Raw genomic sequence first — 16,455 nt, 5'->3', positions numbered from 1 at the left:
CTCACCCGGAGGTGTCGGTCCACGACGCGATGTCGACGCCGTGGTTGTCCGGCGAGGCCAGCGACCACCACGCCGGCGCCTGGGTGTCATCGACCAGGCGGCCGCCCGCGGCGAGCGCGGCATCCACCCGCGCCTGCGCCTGATCGGCGGGCACGAAGACGTCGAAGTGCGTGCGCCCGCGCGCCGGGGTGTCCCCGGTGATCGGGTTGAACGCCAGCTGTGGGCCGCACCGCAACGGGTCGATGGCATCCGTCTCGCCGAGCGGCTCGTAGCCGAGCGCAGCCAGGAAGAACGGCCGCACGTCGGCCTGCGAATGCTGCGCCACATAGATGCCGACCGACTGGGCGAGCGACGGGTCGGCGGTCAGCCCTCGTTCGGCGGCGGCACGCGACACGGCAGCGGCGAATTGGGGCGCGGCCGCCGGGATGCCGTCTTGCGTGCGATCAGCCACCCGCACGACCACACCTTCGGGCCGCAGGTCGACGTCGGGCAGGATGCCGAAGCGTTCGGATGCGGCGAGGATCGGTGCGATGAGTTCGGCGGCCTGCGCCAGCGACGTCGCGGTGAAGACGGCGTGCGGGCCGACCTCGGTGACCCGCCAGTCCGAGACGCCGGGGGCGCGGTGGAACTCCGCGGCGGAGATGGCCGCGGGGGCGTTCGTCGACTCGTCCATGGGAAGCCCTCTTCTGCAGCGTCCGGCGCCGTCATCGTCGACGGCACGTGGCGGGCATTACGGTACTCGCGGATGTCGGTGAGCGATACGCCGGAGGCGGGCAGGGGGCGCGCCGCCGGAGGATGCTGCACCAGCCCCGGCCGGCGCAGGGAGCCCGGTCAGCCCGGCTGTGCCGAACCGTTCCCCGCGCCCTCGAGCCCGGCGGTGACGAGGTGGGTCAGATCGACCGAGAAGGTCGACCGCACGGTGATGTCACCCGGCCCGGGCGCGAGCGTGTCATCCCGCCGGGCGACGGTCGCGCGGTGACCGGGCGCCACCGCGCGTGACGACGGCGCCGGCGAGCCGCCGCCCGCCCTACTCATCACCATCGAACAGCCCTCCGTCGAGCACCCGGTTGTAGCGCAGGCGCAGCGCGCGCTCCGTGCTGGCGGCCAGGGCCGCCACGACCAGGGAGATGTTCAGCCACGCCGGCAGGCGGATGGGGCTCTCGAACGCGCCGATCCGCTCCGCGATGGGCGGGAACTGCGTGACAGTCTCGATCAGCTGCGGCACGGCGAGCACGAGGGCGACGACCAGCACGATCAGCGAGGCGGTGCTGAGCGCGTGGCTGACCGCCGGGGCGGTGCGCTCCAGCCGTGCGCGTCGGCCTTCGGCGGAGGCCGGGTCGGGGGTCAGCTGCCGCTCCGACCCGTCGAAAGCGACGTAGTGCGCGCGCCGCAGCCCGTAGCCGCTGGTGATGACCTCGATCCTCCCGCCCGACACCGGGAACGTCGCGGGCGTCTTCGCACGGGCGTAGGGGCGGCCGTCGCGGTAGAGCTCCGCCCACACCACGCCGTCGTCATCTCCCCCGTGCCGCACGTCGACCGACCATGTCTCCGCGAAGCCGGTGGCATCCACGAGACGCAGGTGGAAGAGCGAACGCGAGAACGCCTCCCACCAGCGGAATCTGCGCAGCACGGGGGGAGCCATGGCCGTCACACCCCCACGACGTAGGTGAGGGCGAGCCAGAACCCGACGGTGGTCACCGTCGTCCACAGCACGATCGCGACGGCCTGCCAGAGCAGCACCCACGCCCGCGAGGTGCCGGCGGCGACGAGCATCGCCGAGGTGAACTGGGTGGGGATGGCGAGGGGCCCGAGAATGCTCGCACCCGGCACGCCGAAGCGCACGAGCCACGTCTTGACGCGCTGGCGCCCCTTCGATTCAGGTTTGGCGGATGCCGCCGGCTCGATGACCGCGGCATCCCCTACGTCCTCGAGACCCGCGAGTGACGACGCGCCCACGCTCGCGCCGACCCGCGCTCTGCTGCGGGAGACGACGGCGGTGCGCGCCCGCGAGGTGAGCAGCACGATGATCAGCACGGTCAGGAAGTTGCCCGCAACCGCGGCCGTTGCCGCGGCGAGTGGGTGCATTCCGCCGATCATGCCGATCACAGCCCCCACCTCGCCCTCGACCATGGGAATCGCGGCGGCGAGCGCGACGATGAGGGGTTTGACGAGAGCGGGCACCTGGGTGGCGAGCTCTTGCAGGTTCAGGATGAGTTCTTGCACGAAGTTCATGGCATTTCCCTTTTCTGTTGTGGTGTGGAGCGGAAATAAGGAGATCCCCTGTTCTCAGAACAGGGTCAAGTCGTCGGATTCGGCGCTCGCCCGCACGCGCTCCTGCGCGAGCAGGCCGGCCCGGGCGAGCACGTCGATCTGGGCGGGGTTGTACAGCTCCGTCACCGCCTCGACGAAGGTCTGGTGCGTCGCGCGCGCTCGCTGCACGGCGTGCCGGGCGGGGTCTGCGAGCCACGGGTAGTCGACGAGATTCCGCGCCAGTGAGGGGGCAAGACGCTCGGCGAGCCGCTGCCGGGTGGCCTCGTCGGCATCGGCCGGCAGCGCGCTGACCTCGTCGCCGACGGCGCCGGATTCGGCATCGACTTCGACCATGCGCCGCAGATCCGCGAGCGCCTCGTCGTCGTAGAACCGCGAATAGATGTGGATGATGGAGCGGTCCGCCTCGGACAGGTGTGCGGCTACGGATGCGAAGCCGGCGGGGGCGTCGGCCGGGGCATCGTCGCGCAGGATCGCCGCGATGTCGGCGCGCGCCTGCTGCAGGCGCTCGATGTTCGCCGCCAATTCGGCATCCACCGCGCGCAGCGCGTCGGGCGCGTTCTCGTCGCCCGCGCCGACCGGGCCGACCTGCGAGAGCGGCACGCCCAGCTGCGCCAGCCGGCGGATGCGCAGCAGACGCACGAGGTGGCGCACGCCGTACTGCTTGTACCCGTTATAGCGACGTGTGGGCTCGTCGAGCAGGCCGAGGCGGTGATAGTGCCGCACGGTGTTGACGGTGGTGCCCGCCAGATCGGCGAGCTCACGGGTGCTCCAGGCCATGGGATGCTCCTAGCGGTGGATGCCGGTGACGCGCGCCGCGCCCGGGCGGCCGGCGGACGCCGACGAGGTGCGAGGGCTCGCGCCCGACGCGCCCAGCAGAATGCCGGCGAGGGCGGCGGCGAGGCTGACGGCACCCGTGTCAGTGGTGTCCGGCAGAGCACCCGCGGCCGGCATGTCAGCGGTTGCGCGGGCGGGCGGTGTGGGCGATGGTGTCTTCATCAGGAGGTCCCTTCTCGGACGGTCCCGTCAGGCTCGCACCGGGTGCCACCGCGTCGCGTCGGTGATGATTCCGGTCTCCGCGGCCGGCCACGGCCGATCGGGATTGTTCGCGTCGGTGATCATCACCTAGTACGGTGGCGACCACCCGAAGGGAGCCACTCGTGACCCACCTTCTCGGCCGGCATGCCGAGCGCGACGCGGTGGAGAAGCTTGTCGCCCGCGCGCGGGCGGGGCACAGCGGAGCGCTCGTGGTGCGCGGTGACGCCGGCATCGGCAAGACGGCGCTGCTCGATCACGCCCGCGGCGTCGCCCGATCCTCGGGGTTCCGCGTCGAGGTCTCCGTCGGAGTCGAGTCGGAATCTCAGTTCGCGTTCGCCGGCCTGCACCAGGTGTGCGGCGCGCTGATGCACCACGCGACCGCCCTGCCCGAACCGCAGCAGAGTGCGCTGGCCGTCGCGTTCGGTCAGCAGGCAGGCGACCCGCCCGACCGCTTTCTCGTCGGGCTCGCCACCCTGAACCTGCTCGCCGAGGCGGCCGAAGAGGGGCCACTGCTGTGCCTCGTCGACGATGCGCAGTGGCTCGATGATGCCTCCGCGCAGGTGCTCGCGTTCGTGGCGCGGCGGCTGTCGGCCGAGCGGATCGCCCTCCTGTTCGCGGTGCGCGATGGCGCCCGAGCGGATGCCGCCGCCGCGTCGACGGCGCTGGCGGACTTACCCGAGCTGCGCCTCGCGGGTCTCTGCGAGGAACATGCGCGCGAACTGCTGGCGTCCGCGCTGCCCGCTCCCCTGGACGAGAGGGTGCGCGAGCGGATCATCGCCGAGTCGTACGGCAATCCGCTGGCGCTGGTCGAATTGCCGCTGAGTGCGGCGGCCGCACAGCTGGCCGGCGGATACGAGGTGCCGAGCGCTCTGGATGTGCCGCGCCGCGTCGAAGAGAGCTTCCGTCGCCGATCCCAGAGCCTCCCCGCCGACACCCAGCTGCTGCTGCTGGCCGCAGCAGCGGACCCCACCGGAGACGCGGCGCTGCTGTGCCGCGTCTCGGCGCAGCTCGGCGTCGCTGAAGACGCCCTCGCGCCTGCCGAGGCCGCCGGGCTGCTGGTTGTCGACAACCGGGTCACCTTCCGGCATCCGCTCGTACGCTCGGCCGTCTATCGTGATGCGCCGCCGCCCGACGTGCGTCGCGCGCACGACGCCCTGGCGGCCGCCACCGACCCCGACACCGACCCCGACCGCCGCGCCTGGCACCGCGCCCAGGCCGTGCTCGGGACGGATGAGGATGCCGCCGCAGAACTCGAACGATCGGCCGGCCGTGCGCGCGCCCGGGGCGGCGTGGCGGCATCGGCGGCGTTCATGGCGCAGGCGGCAACCCTCACACCGGAGCCGGGCGCGCGGGCGCGCCGGGCGCTCGAAGCGGCCTACGCCAAGCACGAGGCCGGCGCCTCCGAGGCGGCATCCGACCTGCTGGCGATGGCGGCGGCCGGGCCGCTCGACGCGTTGCAGCAGGCTCGCCTGGAGTTGCTGCGCGCTCGAATCGCGTTCCACGTCGCGCGCGACGGCGAGAGCCCGGTGATGCTGCTGAAGGCGGCCGAAAGCCTCGCCCGACTGCATCCGGCAGTGTCGCGCGAAACCTACCTGGAGGCACTCGACGCCGCGATCAGCACCGGTGGGCCCGGGACGGGCTCCACCGTGCGCGACGTGGCTGAGGCCGCCCGCAGCGCACCTGCCCCGCCTGGGGCACCGCGACCAGCGGATCTGCTGCTCGACGGGCTGGTGACCATGTTCACCCGGGGGCACGCGGCAGGCGTCCCCGAGCTGCGGCTGGCGCTGGCCGCATTCTGCGGCGGCGAGACCGGCGAGCCGGCGAGCGACGCAGAGATCCGCCGCTGGGGATGGCTCGCGGCGCGGACGGCGATGACGGTCTTCGACGAGGATCTCTTCTTCACGCTGGTCGCGCAGCACATGCGGTCAACGCGTGAAGCCGGCGCCCTCTCCATGCTCCCTGCGGCTCTTGCCATCCAATCCGTCATGAACGTGCACTCCGGCGAGTCCATCCGGGCGGCCGAGCAGCCCGAGACCGGAGCGGCCACCAAGGTGGGGCCTCTGCTGCACGCGCGCCTCATCCTGGCTGCGTGGCGCGGCCGTGCCGACGAGGCCGCGGAGATCACCGTGATGATCGGCCAGGCAGGCCCGGCCCGCGGGCGCCCTGCCGAGATGGCAATTGCGGGGTATGCGTTGGCGGTGCTGCACAACGGTTCGGGCGATTACGAGGCGGCACAGACCGCTGCGGCACGCGGCATCGAATCCGAAGCGGTGAAATTCAACAACCTCATCTACCCCGAACTCATCGAGGCGGCGTTCCGTTCGGGACGACCCGAGAGCGCGACCGAAGCCCTCGAGGAGCTCACCGCGCGAGCGGATGCCGCCGGCACCCCGTGGGGCCTCGGGTTGGCCGCCCGCTCCCGGGCGCTGACCACGACCGGTCCGACCGCCGAGGACCACTACAGGGAGGCGATCGATCAGCTCGCGCGCAGCCGCATGGCGACACACCTGGCCCGCGCGCACCTCGTCTACGGCGAGTGGCTGCGTCGCGAAGGTCGGCGTCAGGACGCGCGTGAGCAGCTGCGCATCGCCCACGACATGCTGACGACCATGGGCGCCGAGGCGTTCGCCGCCCGCGCGGCCCGAGAGCTGCGCGCGACCGGCGAGCACCCGCAGAAGCGCACCGCGCAGCCGAGCGACGCGCTCACCGCACAGGAGCTGCACATCGCCCGACTCGTGGCCTCGGGAGCGACGTCGCGCGAGGTCGGTACGCAGCTGTTCCTCAGCCCCCGCACCATCGAGGCGCACCTGCGCAATATCTTCCGCAAGCTCGGCATCACCTCCCGACGCCAGCTGCGCGACATGCCGCTGGCCTGACGGCGATCCAGACCCCCGCTTGACCCGGTGCCGGGAACAGGGGGTGGAGTGTCCCCACGTCGTCTTCGACGGAAGGGAACAGTGCAATGAAGGTCTTCATCATCGGCGTCACCGGAGCCGTCGGAGGGCTGCTCGCGCAGCAGCTCATCGACCGCGGCGACGAGGTCTCGGGGCTCGTGCGCCGCGAGCAGCAGCGCGCCGAGCTGGCAGCCCGGGGCATCGGTGCGCGCGTGGGCAGGCTCGCCGACATCTCCCCCGAGGCGCTGGCATCCCTGCTGAGGGGAATGGATGCCATCGTCTACAGCGCCGGATCGAACGGCGGCGCCCGCGACGTCACCCTCGCCATCGACGGCGAAGGGGTCGTGACGACTCTGGATGCCGCATCGATCGCCGGAGTTCGGCGATTCGTGCTGGTGTCCGTGCTGCCCGAGGCGGGCCGAGGGCAGAACCTCAGCGCCGACGAGGAGTTCTACTTCGCGGTGAAGAAGCTCGTCGACGTGACCGTCAGCGTGAGCGAGCTCGACTGGCTCATCCTGCGGCCGTCGATGCTCGTCGACGATCCCGGCACCGGGACCGTCGCCCTGGGTCCCGCCCAGCCGCACGACGAGATCCCGCGCGAGGACGTCGCCGCCACGCTCGCCGCGCTCCTCCACGAACCCCGGATCGCGCGGCAGATCCTCGAGCTCAACCAGGGCGCGACGCCGATCGCGCAGGCGGTCCGGGCGGCTCGGCCACGGCCTGCAGGGGGCTGCTTCTCATGAAGTCGATCATCCCGCCTACCTCGACGCGGCGCTGGAGGGTGTGGCATCCGATGCGTCCGGCGAGCTCGCCGACTACATCCCCGAGCTCGCCGCAGCGAATCCCGAGCGGCTGGCCGCCGTCTTCGCCACGACCGACGGCCGTCTCTACGGCGCGGGCGATGTCGATACCGCGTTCACGATCCAGTCGATCTCCAAGCCGTTCGCCTACGCGATGGCCCTCGACGACGCCGGGTTCGACGCCGTGCTCGCGAAGGTCGGCGTCGAACCGTCGGGCGAGGCGTTCAACGAGATCTCCCTGGAGCGCGACACGGGGCGCCCCCGCAACCCGATGATCAACGCCGGCGCGATCACGGTGCACTCGCTCGTCGGCTCGCCGCAGCTGACGCCCGCCGAGCGCGTCGCCCGCGTCGTCGACGGCCTGTCCGCCTTCGCCGGTCGCCGGCTCGAGGTCGACGAGGCGACGTGCGCGTCGGAGATGCAGAACGCGCACCGCAACCTCGCGATCGCGCACATGCTGCGCAGCCACGGCATCCTCACCGAGGATCCGACCGTCGTCGTGGACGGATACATCCGGCAGTGCTCGGTGCGTGTGACCACGCGAGACCTGGCGATGATGGCGGCGACGCTGGCCAACGCGGGCGTCAACCCGCTCACTGGAGAACAGGTCGTCGGCGCGCGAGTGGTGCGGCAGGTGCTCACCGTCATGGCGACCTGCGGCATGTACGACACCGCCGGCGACTGGGCGACGCAGGTCGGCATTCCGGCCAAGAGCGGCGTCGCCGGTGGGCTCATCGGCGCGCTGCCCGGCCAGGTCGGCATCGCGACGTTCTCCCCGCGGCTGGACCCGCACGGCAACAGCGTGCGCGGCATCTCGCTGTTCGAACGGTTCTCGTCGGATATGGGCCTGCATGTGATGGAGGTTCCGGCCACGACCCGCACCGTCGTGCGCGCGAACCGCACGAGCGGCAGCGGGCCCGGCGCGACGCGCGTCTTCGAGCTGCAGGGCGGCATCCGATTCGCCGGAGCCGAGCGAATCGTCCGCGAAGTCGTGGACACCGCGCCCACCGAGCACCGGCTCGTCTTCGACCTCGGCATGGTGTCGTCCATCGATGACGTATCCCGCCGCATGCTGCGCGAGGTCGTGTATCGGCTGAGGTCGGAGGGGCACCACGTCCAGATCGCCGATACGGAATCGGTGATGGGCGCTCGCGTCCGCGCTTGACCCTGTGCCGACGACACGGTGTCCACTGGGTGAACCCGGCGGGGCCGGCTTGCCCCGTACGGCGTCGTCCGACACAGAAAGACCTGGAGCCCCTCAGTGATCGAAGCTCACTCCCTGACCAAGCGCTACGGCGCGAAGACCGCCGTCGACGGCATCGACTTCACCGTGCGCCCCGGGATCGTGACCGGATTCCTCGGCCCGAACGGCGCCGGCAAGTCCACCACGATGCGCATGATCATGGGGCTCGACCACCCGTCATCCGGCTCGGTGACGGTGAACGGCATGCCCTATGCCCGGCACCGCGCGCCGCTGCGTGAGGTGGGGGCGCTGCTGGATGCCAACGCGGTGCATCCCGGGCGCAGCGCCCGCAACCATCTGCTCGCGGCCGCCGCCACACATCGCCTCGGGGCCAAGCGCGTGGACGAGGTGATCGCGCTCACGGGGCTCGACTCCGTCGCGCGCAAGCGCGTGGGCGGGTTCTCGCTGGGCATGGGTCAGCGGCTCGGCCTCGCCGTGGCGCTGCTGGGAGATCCGGCGACCCTCATCCTCGACGAGCCGGTGAACGGGCTCGACCCCGAGGGCGTGGTGTGGGTGCGCCGGCTCGCGCGAAGCCTCGCCGCGGAGGGGCGCACCGTCTTCCTCTCCTCGCACCTGATGAGCGAGATGGCGCAGACGGCCGACCACCTCATCATCCTCGGCCGGGGCCGCATCGTCGCCGACGCTCCCGTGAGTGAGATCCTCGCGCGCGCCGAGGGCGATGCTGTGCAGGTGCGCGCGTCGCGGGTCGTCGGGCTCTCCCGCCTGCTCGAAGCGGAGGGCGCGACCGTGACACCCCTGGAGGACGACCTGGTGTCGGTCACCGGGCTCACCGCGCCGCGCATCGCCGAGCTCGCCGCCGCGGCGGGAATCGTGTTGCACGGACTCACCCCGGTGACGCAGTCGCTCGAAGAGGCCTACATGAAGCTGACCCGAGACGACGTCGAATACCGCAGCACGGAGGCCACCCGATGAGCACCACCCGCACCACCACCGCCACACACCCCACCCTCTCCCCCGTCGGCCACGATCTGCGCTTCACCGGTGTGCTGCGCGCGGAGTGGATCAAGCTCCGCAGCATCCGCTCCACCTGGTGGGCCTACGCGATCCTCGTGGTGCTCACGGTCGGGTTCGGGGCGCAGATGTCCGCGTCGCTCAGCTTTCAGGGCGTCGAGGCCGTTCCCACCCAAGACGCCGTCCAGGACATGGCCGTGTACGCCGTGATGGTCAGCACCGACGTCGGCGCGCTCATCGTGAGCGTGCTGGGCGTGCTCATCATCGCCGGCGAGTACGGCACCGGCATGATCCGATCGACCCTCACCGCCGTGCCGCAGCGCGTGCCGGCGCTCGTCGCCAAAGCGATCGTCTTCGCCGTCGCGACCTTCGTCGTGAGCGCGGTCGCGTTCGCGATCACGGCTCCGGTCTCGGCGGCGCTGTTCGCGGCCGACGGACTCAGCGTCGCCCTCGACGACCCGCAGTACTGGCTCGCGCTGCTCGGAGGTGTGGGCTACCTCGTGCTGGTGGGTCTCATCTCGTTCGGCATCGGAGCGCTCCTGCGCAACACCGCCGGAGGCATCGCCGTTGCGCTCGGCCTGGTGCTGGCGGCACCGCTCGTGCTGGCCCTCGTGCTCGGCTTCGCATCGTCGGGCTGGGTGGAGAACCTCGCGATGCTGCTGCCGTCGACCGCCGGCGGCATCCTCTTCACATACCCGACCGAGCAGAGCTGGGTGGACCTTCTCGCACCGGCATCCGCCGGCTGGCTCACCGAACCATGGCAGGGCGGGCTCGTGCTCGTCGGCTGGGTGGTCGTGCTGTTCACCGCCGCAGCGGTGCTGCTCAAGCGCCGGGATGCCTGAGCGCGCCGGGCCAGGGGTTCAGACCATGACAACAGAGAAGGAGAGAGACATGAGTCAGGACACAACGACGGGAACGAACGAAACCGCGACGGTGCACCTCGCGATCGGAGATCGGATCAGCAGTTACATCGCGAGGTTCGCCGACGGCCGCGTCGCGGGGCGGGCGGACTTCATCGACGCGCCGGAGGGACGTGCCGAGCGGATCTTCTTCCACACCGAGGTCGATCCGGCGTACGGCGGCCGCGGCTTCGGCATGCTGCTGCTGCGCGAGGCGCTCGCCGACAGCATCCGCCAAGGCGTCACCGTCGTGCCGGTGTGCCCGCTGTTCGCCCGGCACCTCACGAAGCACGGCGGGGAGTACGTCGCCGAGGGCGGCGCCTACCGCACGCCCCGGCTGGCCGACATCGATCTCGTGAAGCGCACCTTCGGTGGTCCGTCACGCGGGGCCGGTGCCGGGCGCGCTTGACCCTGTGGTGAGCACACGGTGTCCAGTGGATGCCACACCCTCATTCCGATGAAAGAAGGCCCCGTCATGACCGCCCAGACCGACACCCTCGCCCCCGGGGTCGAATACCACCGCGTGCTCGCCGGCGACCAGCGGCGCATCGGTCGCGGCATCCTCGCGATCGTGTTGCTGATCGGCGGGATGTTCTTCCTCAACATCCTCTTCGCCGCTGTCGCGGTGATGGTGAACTCGGTTCAGCACGACGGCGGCGCGGCCTATACGCCGCTGCTGCACGCGGCGGGGATGGCGTCGGTGGCGCTGCTGACCCCGTGGAGCATGCTCATCCAGCGGTGGCTGTACGGCGTGAAGGGCGCGTCGCTGCACTCGGTGTTCTCACGCTTCAGGTTCGACCTGTTCGCAAAGGCGCTGCTGCTCGTGGTTCCGGCGTGGAGCATCGTGTCGGTCGTGCTGTACTGGTCACCGCTGCCCGAGGCCAGTTGGAGCCACACGGATGTGCTGTGGTTCCTGCTCGCCACGATCCTGCTCACGCCGCTGCAGGGCGCAGGTGAGGAGTACGGCTTCCGCGGACTGATCTTCCGCGTCGCCGGCGGGTGGGCGCGCGGAGCCGGGGCGGGGCTCGTGCTCGGCATCGTCGTCTCGAGCGTGCTGTTCGCCATCGTCCACCTCTCGACCGACGTGTGGCTGAACGCCTGGTACCTCGTCTTCGCCGTGGGGCTGTCGCTGATCACCTGGCGCACCGGCGGTATCGAGATCGCGATCGTGCTGCACGCGATGTTCAACACGGTGAACTTCGTGTTCGATGTGGCACTGCGCGTGGACATCGGCACCGCCTACGACCGCTCCGCGGGCGTGGCCTCGGTGGAGACGTTGGTGCCGATGGCCGTGATCGTTGTGGCTGTCGTGGTGGTGTGGGTCCGGACGCGGGGTGTTGGGGTGGTGCGGGTGCCGGTGAATGCTGAGGCTCGCGGGGTGGCGGTGGGGGCGGTCTAGGGACGGGGTGCCCGCTGGTGCCCGCCGGTGCCGACTCCCGGCTCCAGCTCGGGCCGGGCTCCGTCGCGAGCCGTCTACAGTCTCGTTGTGTGGGTGTCGATCCAGTCGGCCACTTCTACGAACCCCAGCCGACCGTCCGCCACTGCCCGAACGAATTCGTCACCGTCGCGAATATTGTCGGCAGCCAGATGATGCCCGTTGAGGGCAAGGAACGCCTTCGCGACCAGCCAGGAGAGTCGCTTGTTCCCGTCCGAGAGAGGGTGATCGCGATTGATGGCGATCATCAACGCGGCAGCCTTGTCGTGGAGCGCTGGATAGACCTCTTCGCCAAAAACGGGCAGCGGCGCGGCAAGCGCTGAGAGCAGAAGATTTCTCTCGCGAAGGTGGAAATCCACCAACTCGATGAGGTCTTCAACGTCGGTGGGCTCGAGGTAATCCGTCACTGCGACAGTGCGTCCAGCAGGGCAGCGTCCTCGTCGAGGATCCGCTGGAAGATGGCGCGAGTTCGCGCGCTCTTGTCGGCTCTGGCCGCACGCTCCTCGATCGCAAGCTTCACGATCTCTGTCTTGGTGCGCCGCTCCTGAGCAGCGAGCGCGTCGAGGAGTTCCTCGTGCGCAGCGTCGAGACGTAGGTTCATCGCCATGCGAAAGCCCCTCCTGGAGTACGTGCTTCGACGGTAACACGGAAGGTACCACTCGGTACCATCCGGGCACAGTGCTGCTTGTCTCCCGCCGCAGCGTGAGTAGGCTGACCCCACCGAGCACTCCCTGACCCCACATCCAAGGTGGTGATGGCATGCCGTACTTCGTCATCGAGCGGACCTTCGCCGAACCGGTGGCCCTGCCCGTGGATGCCGCGGACGATATCAACCTCATCAACGATGAAGAAGATGTGCGGTGGGTGTTCTCCTATCTCTCGCTCGACCGCACCAAGACCTACTGTCTCTACGAGGCGCCCTCGGCAGAGGCGATCCGCGCCGCCGCCGAGCGGGCCGGCCTCCCTGCGGACAGCGTGATCGAAGTCGCCGGCCGCGTCATGCCCAATGGCCACCTCATCGAAGCGGAGTAGTGCGCACCGTCACATCAGGCCCTCATCCCGGGCGTAGCGGACGGCATGGGATCGGTTGGAACTCGAGGTCTTGGTGAAGATGCTGCGCATGTGGTTGGCCACGGTGTGCTCGCTGATGAACAGCTGCGCGGCGATGGCGCGATTGGTCAGGCCCTGATCGATCAGACGGAGGATCTCGATCTCGCGGGGGGTCAGCCCGTCGGCGCGACCACGAAGCCTCGCATCCCGCTCGACCGCGCGCAGCACGCGGGCCCAGCCTGCGGCGGTGGCATCCGCCCGCACGCGTTCGGCGAGGACGAGCGCGTCCCGCGAACGGGCATCGCGCGAGATCAGCCAGTGGGCCAGGGCCGTGCGGGTGTGGGCGGCATCCAGTGCCGCGCCGAGCCGATCGTCCAGCGCCAGCGCAGCGTCGAAAGAGGTCTGCGGGTCGCCGGAATCCAGCAGACCATCGAGCTGTCCGAGGTAGCGGTCCGCCGAACCGAAGCACGAGACGAAGTAGCCCGACATGAGGTTCAGACCGGCGTACTCCAGCATCAGGGGTCGCAGCCTCGCCGCCGCGTCACGGTCCTCGAGGAACACCGCAGCCTCCGTGAGCAGTGCCAGCACGGCCGGCCACTCCGCAGACTCGTGCCGCACCGCGGCGTCCTGATCCAGCAGCCACGCCAGCATCCTCGCCGCCGGCCGCCTCATCTCGAACTCCGTGTACAGGCCGAGCAGCCCGGGCGCCCAATGCTCGTGGGGTGATTCGGTTCCGGTGATGACCCCTCGCACGGGCGCGAGCTGTCCGAGTTCTCGCTTGATCATGTACAGCTGCTGCGCGGCGACGCTGGACCCGGCATCCGACAGGAACGCCGCTTCGGCTCGTGCCGCCCGCCGGTATGCGGTTCTTGCTGCCTCCAGCCGGCCGGCGATGAAGTGGCGGCCGTAGTCGACGCAGTCGCGCCAGTACTGCCAGTAGCTTCCCGCGCGCCGCTGCCGCGATCAGGGCCGTCTCGGCCTGTTCGAGTCCGCCTTTGTCGCCGAGGACGTACGCTGCGGCGGCCCGATAGTTGGGGGCGGCATACAACCACTCGCCGATGTCCGCCGGGCTGGCCGCACGCGCGGTGCCGACTGTCCAGATCTCGCCGGCATGGTCGTACGCCTCTCTGAGGATCTGGGGCCGGAGACTGTGAAGATATGCCGTCCGCAGCACCCGCAACAGCAGCTGCGCATCACCGAGCGCGCGAGCTTGCCCAGTGGCCTCTGCCGCCCGCACCCGCGCCTCGTCCAGGCGCCCCGAGAACGACGTCGCCCGCGCGAGCGCCGCGAGCGCCTCCACCCGTTCCCCCCGAGAACCGGGCTCGGCGGGAAAGTCCAGCGCGCCCATCAGCAGCTCCACCGCCCGCCCACCGTGGATGCCCGGCCGCCAGGTCGCTTCTTCGTACTGGATCGCGCCGCGCAGCTGATCGAGCGGGTACCCAGCGCGCAGACCCGCTCGGCGAGAGCGCGCGCTCGGGCGAAATCGGCCGCCAGTAGCCAGTTGCGCGCTGCCGCCAGGCGCAGCTCGTCGCGCCGGCTCGGCGACTGGGTCAGGTCCGCCGCCTGCTCGAACAGTCGCGCCGCCTCTTCGTACGCGATTCTGGATGCCGCGAGCTCCGCCGCCGCAGCCGTGTACAAAACCGCCTCGTCCCGAAAGCCCAGGTCGAGGGCATGCACGTAGTGGTAGGCGAGCCGCTGCGTCAGCCGGGCGGGGGCGGGTGCACGCTGCTCGAGCATCGCGGCCGCGCGTGCGTGCAGTGCCGGCCGGTCTCGCGCGGGAATGCCGTCGAGCACCGCCTGCCGCGCGATCGCGTGCGGAAAGCGCAGGTCGTCGCCTGCACCATGGGGCGCTTCGAGCAGTCCCGCCGCCAGGGCCCGGTCGAGCGCATCCAGCACCGTCTCGGCCGGTTCCCCGGAGATCGCGGCCAACTCGTCGGAGACCACGTCCATGCCCAGCACCGCTGCTGCCTCGAGAAGATGGCGCTGCGCGGGATCGATCGTGTCCAGCCTCGTGTACGGCAGATCGTTGACCGACTCGGGCAAGGAGATGCCGGCGACATCGGGGCCGGCGATGTCGCCGGCATAGCGCCACGCCTCGCGCAGCAGAAAGGGGTTGCCTCCCGTCAAGAACCGCAGTCGCGTCGCCACCTCGAGCAGGTCTGCGTCGGATGCCGTCGACCGGGTGCGCACATAGGCGAGCACCTCGTCCGGCGTCAGCGTCTGCAGCGAGATGCGCCGCACTCCTTCGAAGGACGAGAGGTTCGCCAGGACCCGGTCCACGACCGCTGAGCGGTCCGGATGCGTGGAACGCACTCCGCCGAGCAGCAGCACCGAGCTGTCCTCGAGTCCGGCGATCATCCTGGGCAGCAGCCGCAGCGCGGCCTCATCGGCCCAGTGCAGATCGTCCAGGACGATCACGATGGGCCGGCTCTCGGCGGCCTCACTCAGCAGACCGACGATCGCCGTCGCCAGCCGGTGCTGATCGCCCGGGTCCCGTGCCTCCGGCCCGGGCTCCGCGCGGTCCGCCGTGATGGCCTGGCGTATCAAGCGGCTGGCGGCATCCGTCGCCGTCGCCCCCCGGACAAGGTCCAGCAGCCTGCGCAACGGGGCGTCGAGCGGCTCGAACGGCGCACCGAACTCGGCGACGCACGAGCCTGCGAAGACGGCGGCACCGTGCGCGCTGAGCCGGGTCGCTGCTTCGGCGATGAGCCTGGTCTTGCCGACTCCCGGCTCTCCCGTGACGAAGACGCAGTGCACCGCCCCGCTCACCACGTCGGGCCACACCGAGACCACGGCATCCAGTTCCTCTTCCCGCGCGACGAACGGCGGCTGATCGGAGCTGCGCCATGCGCGGGGCAAGAGCGGCGGTTTCCAGGCCCGCATGCGGCCAACATATGCCCGCCGCCGGCTCACGTCGATCCCCACATCAGCGGTTCGAACGACGCGTCGAAATGGGCATTTCATGTCATGTGGCGGTCAGCGCCTCACGCCTAGCGTCGCCCGTATCAGGTCACGCTCATTCGAGAGGAGGTGGATCGTGTCCATCAACAGCACAACTCCGACTGGACCGCAGCGGAAGAACACACTCGTCATCAGTGCGGGTATCGCCACCGGAATGATCGCCGTCGTCGGCCTCAGCGGGTGCACGAGCCCCGGCCAGGCGCAGGATGCCGCCAGCCTCGACCTCGCCCTCACCGGCGAATCGACACTGCACGAGTTCGACTTTCCGGTGAGAAATGCGTTCGACGGTCCCCGAGAGATCAGCGACGTGCCGCTGCCGGATCCCCTGGCGGCGACGCCGAGCGCGGCGGTGTACGACGAGCGTCTGGAACCGTACCGGCTGACGAAGGAGGAGGCCATGGCGTTGTCGCCCATGCCCACGGCCACCGCTCACGACATCTCCCCCATGGATCCCTACGACAGGGCGATAGCCGCCGGCGCGCTGGCAAGTCATCTCGCGGCGGTCCTGCGGGAGGTCGACGCTGTCGAAGTGAACGACTCCGTGGATCCCTTCGGTTACACCGTCACCGTCGATGTCGCCGCCGAGGGGATCGCCGGGGTGCCGCTGCTGGTGACTTGGTCACTCAGCGGTGCGGATGTCAGCGCCCATTGGGATGCCAGTCGACTGGGAGCCCGGCTGCAGCCCACCGCCGATGACGGCGCCAGCGTCGACATCTGGATCCCCAACCTCCGTGGCGATGGTGACTACACCCTCGATGTCGATGTCGTCGGTGCGTCCGACGGCGTTGCTGTCGCCGGCGCCAGCTTGCTGGTGGAAGCCGCCGACGCGTCGGCCGAATGAGCCCGAGGTGCCTACGCGGCATCCACCTCGTCCGATCGCCGCAGCCGCGCACGG

At 70.4% G+C, this 16,455-nt stretch carries 19 protein-coding genes; 9 read left to right on the top strand and 10 right to left on the bottom strand.

Translation table 11 applies throughout. From position 1 onward, the window contains the following. Position 1 precedes the first annotated feature (1 nt). From QNO26_RS04860 to QNO26_RS04835, 6 genes are all read right to left on the bottom strand, one after another. Entirely contained in the window at positions 2-673 is a 672-nt protein-coding gene (locus QNO26_RS04860) for a VOC family protein (RefSeq protein WP_257525711.1), read from the bottom strand. 158 nt (positions 674-831) lie between these two features. Then, positions 832-1,035: a hypothetical protein gene (locus QNO26_RS04855; protein WP_257525712.1), complete on the bottom strand. Its 204-nt coding sequence runs from the start codon at positions 1,033-1,035 to the stop codon at positions 832-834. Next, a complete protein-coding gene (locus QNO26_RS04850; protein WP_257525713.1) occupies positions 1,028-1,630 on the bottom strand; it encodes a hypothetical protein in 603 nt (200 codons plus the stop codon). Before QNO26_RS04850 ends, QNO26_RS04855 begins: the two co-directional genes overlap by 8 nt. A gap of 17 nt (positions 1,631-1,647) precedes the next feature. After that, positions 1,648-2,232: a small multidrug efflux protein gene (locus QNO26_RS04845; RefSeq protein WP_257525714.1), complete on the bottom strand. Its 585-nt coding sequence runs from the start codon at positions 2,230-2,232 to the stop codon at positions 1,648-1,650. 54 nt (positions 2,233-2,286) lie between these two features. After that, positions 2,287-3,048, bottom strand: coding sequence for a MerR family transcriptional regulator (locus QNO26_RS04840; protein ID WP_257525715.1), 762 nt, complete (start codon positions 3,046-3,048; stop codon positions 2,287-2,289). Between the two features lie 9 nt (positions 3,049-3,057). Beyond that, positions 3,058-3,267, bottom strand: coding sequence for a hypothetical protein (locus QNO26_RS04835; protein WP_257525716.1), 210 nt, complete (start codon positions 3,265-3,267; stop codon positions 3,058-3,060). A 161-nt stretch (positions 3,268-3,428) separates the two neighbouring features. Between QNO26_RS04835 and QNO26_RS04830 the strand changes: the two genes are divergently transcribed. The 7 genes from QNO26_RS04830 to QNO26_RS04800 all read left to right on the top strand — a co-directional run bounded on the left by QNO26_RS04830 (position 3,429) and on the right by QNO26_RS04800 (position 11,513). Next, a complete protein-coding gene (locus QNO26_RS04830; RefSeq protein ID WP_257525717.1) occupies positions 3,429-6,182 on the top strand; it encodes an ATP-binding protein in 2,754 nt (917 codons plus the stop codon). A gap of 86 nt (positions 6,183-6,268) precedes the next feature. After that, a complete protein-coding gene (locus QNO26_RS04825; protein ID WP_257525718.1) occupies positions 6,269-6,943 on the top strand; it encodes an NAD(P)H-binding protein in 675 nt (224 codons plus the stop codon). Beyond that, on the top strand, positions 6,921-8,165 hold the full coding sequence (locus QNO26_RS04820; protein WP_257525839.1) for a glutaminase: 1,245 nt from the start codon (positions 6,921-6,923) through the stop codon (positions 8,163-8,165). The genes QNO26_RS04825 and QNO26_RS04820 overlap by 23 nt, the downstream gene beginning before the upstream one ends. Before the next feature lie 96 nt (positions 8,166-8,261). Further along, entirely contained in the window at positions 8,262-9,176 is a 915-nt protein-coding gene (locus QNO26_RS04815) for an ABC transporter ATP-binding protein (protein ID WP_257525719.1), read from the top strand. After that, positions 9,173-10,057, top strand: a complete 885-nt coding sequence (locus tag QNO26_RS04810; RefSeq protein ID WP_257525720.1) for an ABC transporter permease subunit — start codon at positions 9,173-9,175, stop codon at positions 10,055-10,057. The genes QNO26_RS04815 and QNO26_RS04810 overlap by 4 nt, the downstream gene beginning before the upstream one ends. A gap of 49 nt (positions 10,058-10,106) precedes the next feature. After that, a complete protein-coding gene (locus QNO26_RS04805; protein ID WP_257525721.1) occupies positions 10,107-10,523 on the top strand; it encodes a GNAT family N-acetyltransferase in 417 nt (138 codons plus the stop codon). 66 nt (positions 10,524-10,589) lie between these two features. After that, a complete protein-coding gene (locus QNO26_RS04800; protein WP_257525722.1) occupies positions 10,590-11,513 on the top strand; it encodes a CPBP family intramembrane glutamic endopeptidase in 924 nt (307 codons plus the stop codon). 74 nt (positions 11,514-11,587) lie between these two features. Here the strand turns inward: QNO26_RS04800 and QNO26_RS04795 are convergent, their stop codons facing one another. Further along, on the bottom strand, positions 11,588-11,956 hold the full coding sequence (locus QNO26_RS04795) for a type II toxin-antitoxin system death-on-curing family toxin (protein WP_257525723.1): 369 nt from the start codon (positions 11,954-11,956) through the stop codon (positions 11,588-11,590). Beyond that, complete coding sequence (locus QNO26_RS04790; RefSeq protein ID WP_257525724.1) at positions 11,953-12,156, bottom strand: hypothetical protein; 204 nt, start codon at positions 12,154-12,156, stop codon at positions 11,953-11,955. Before QNO26_RS04790 ends, QNO26_RS04795 begins: the two co-directional genes overlap by 4 nt. Before the next feature lie 152 nt (positions 12,157-12,308). Between QNO26_RS04790 and QNO26_RS04785 the strand changes: the two genes are divergently transcribed. After that, complete coding sequence (locus QNO26_RS04785) at positions 12,309-12,581, top strand: DUF4242 domain-containing protein (RefSeq protein ID WP_257513570.1); 273 nt, start codon at positions 12,309-12,311, stop codon at positions 12,579-12,581. 9 nt (positions 12,582-12,590) lie between these two features. On the opposite strand, the gene QNO26_RS04780 is transcribed toward QNO26_RS04785, so the two are convergent. Both QNO26_RS04780 and QNO26_RS04775 read right to left on the bottom strand, forming a co-directional pair. Beyond that, entirely contained in the window at positions 12,591-13,385 is a 795-nt protein-coding gene (locus tag QNO26_RS04780; RefSeq protein ID WP_257525725.1) for a helix-turn-helix transcriptional regulator, read from the bottom strand. 561 nt (positions 13,386-13,946) lie between these two features. Next, positions 13,947-15,482 carry an ATP-binding protein gene (locus tag QNO26_RS04775; protein ID WP_257525726.1) on the bottom strand — a complete coding sequence of 512 codons (1,536 nt, stop codon included), beginning with the start codon at positions 15,480-15,482 and terminating at the stop codon, positions 13,947-13,949. Positions 15,483-15,636: 154 nt separating this feature from the next. Between QNO26_RS04775 and QNO26_RS04770 the strand changes: the two genes are divergently transcribed. Next, on the top strand, positions 15,637-16,401 hold the full coding sequence (locus tag QNO26_RS04770) for a hypothetical protein (RefSeq protein ID WP_257513568.1): 765 nt from the start codon (positions 15,637-15,639) through the stop codon (positions 16,399-16,401). Positions 16,402-16,455 lie beyond the last annotated feature (54 nt).

This window comes from Microbacterium sp. zg-Y1090 (genome assembly GCF_030246945.1).
Classification (GTDB): domain Bacteria; phylum Actinomycetota; class Actinomycetes; order Actinomycetales; family Microbacteriaceae; genus Microbacterium; species Microbacterium wangruii.
This window is presented reverse-complemented; position numbering and strand designations above follow the sequence as displayed.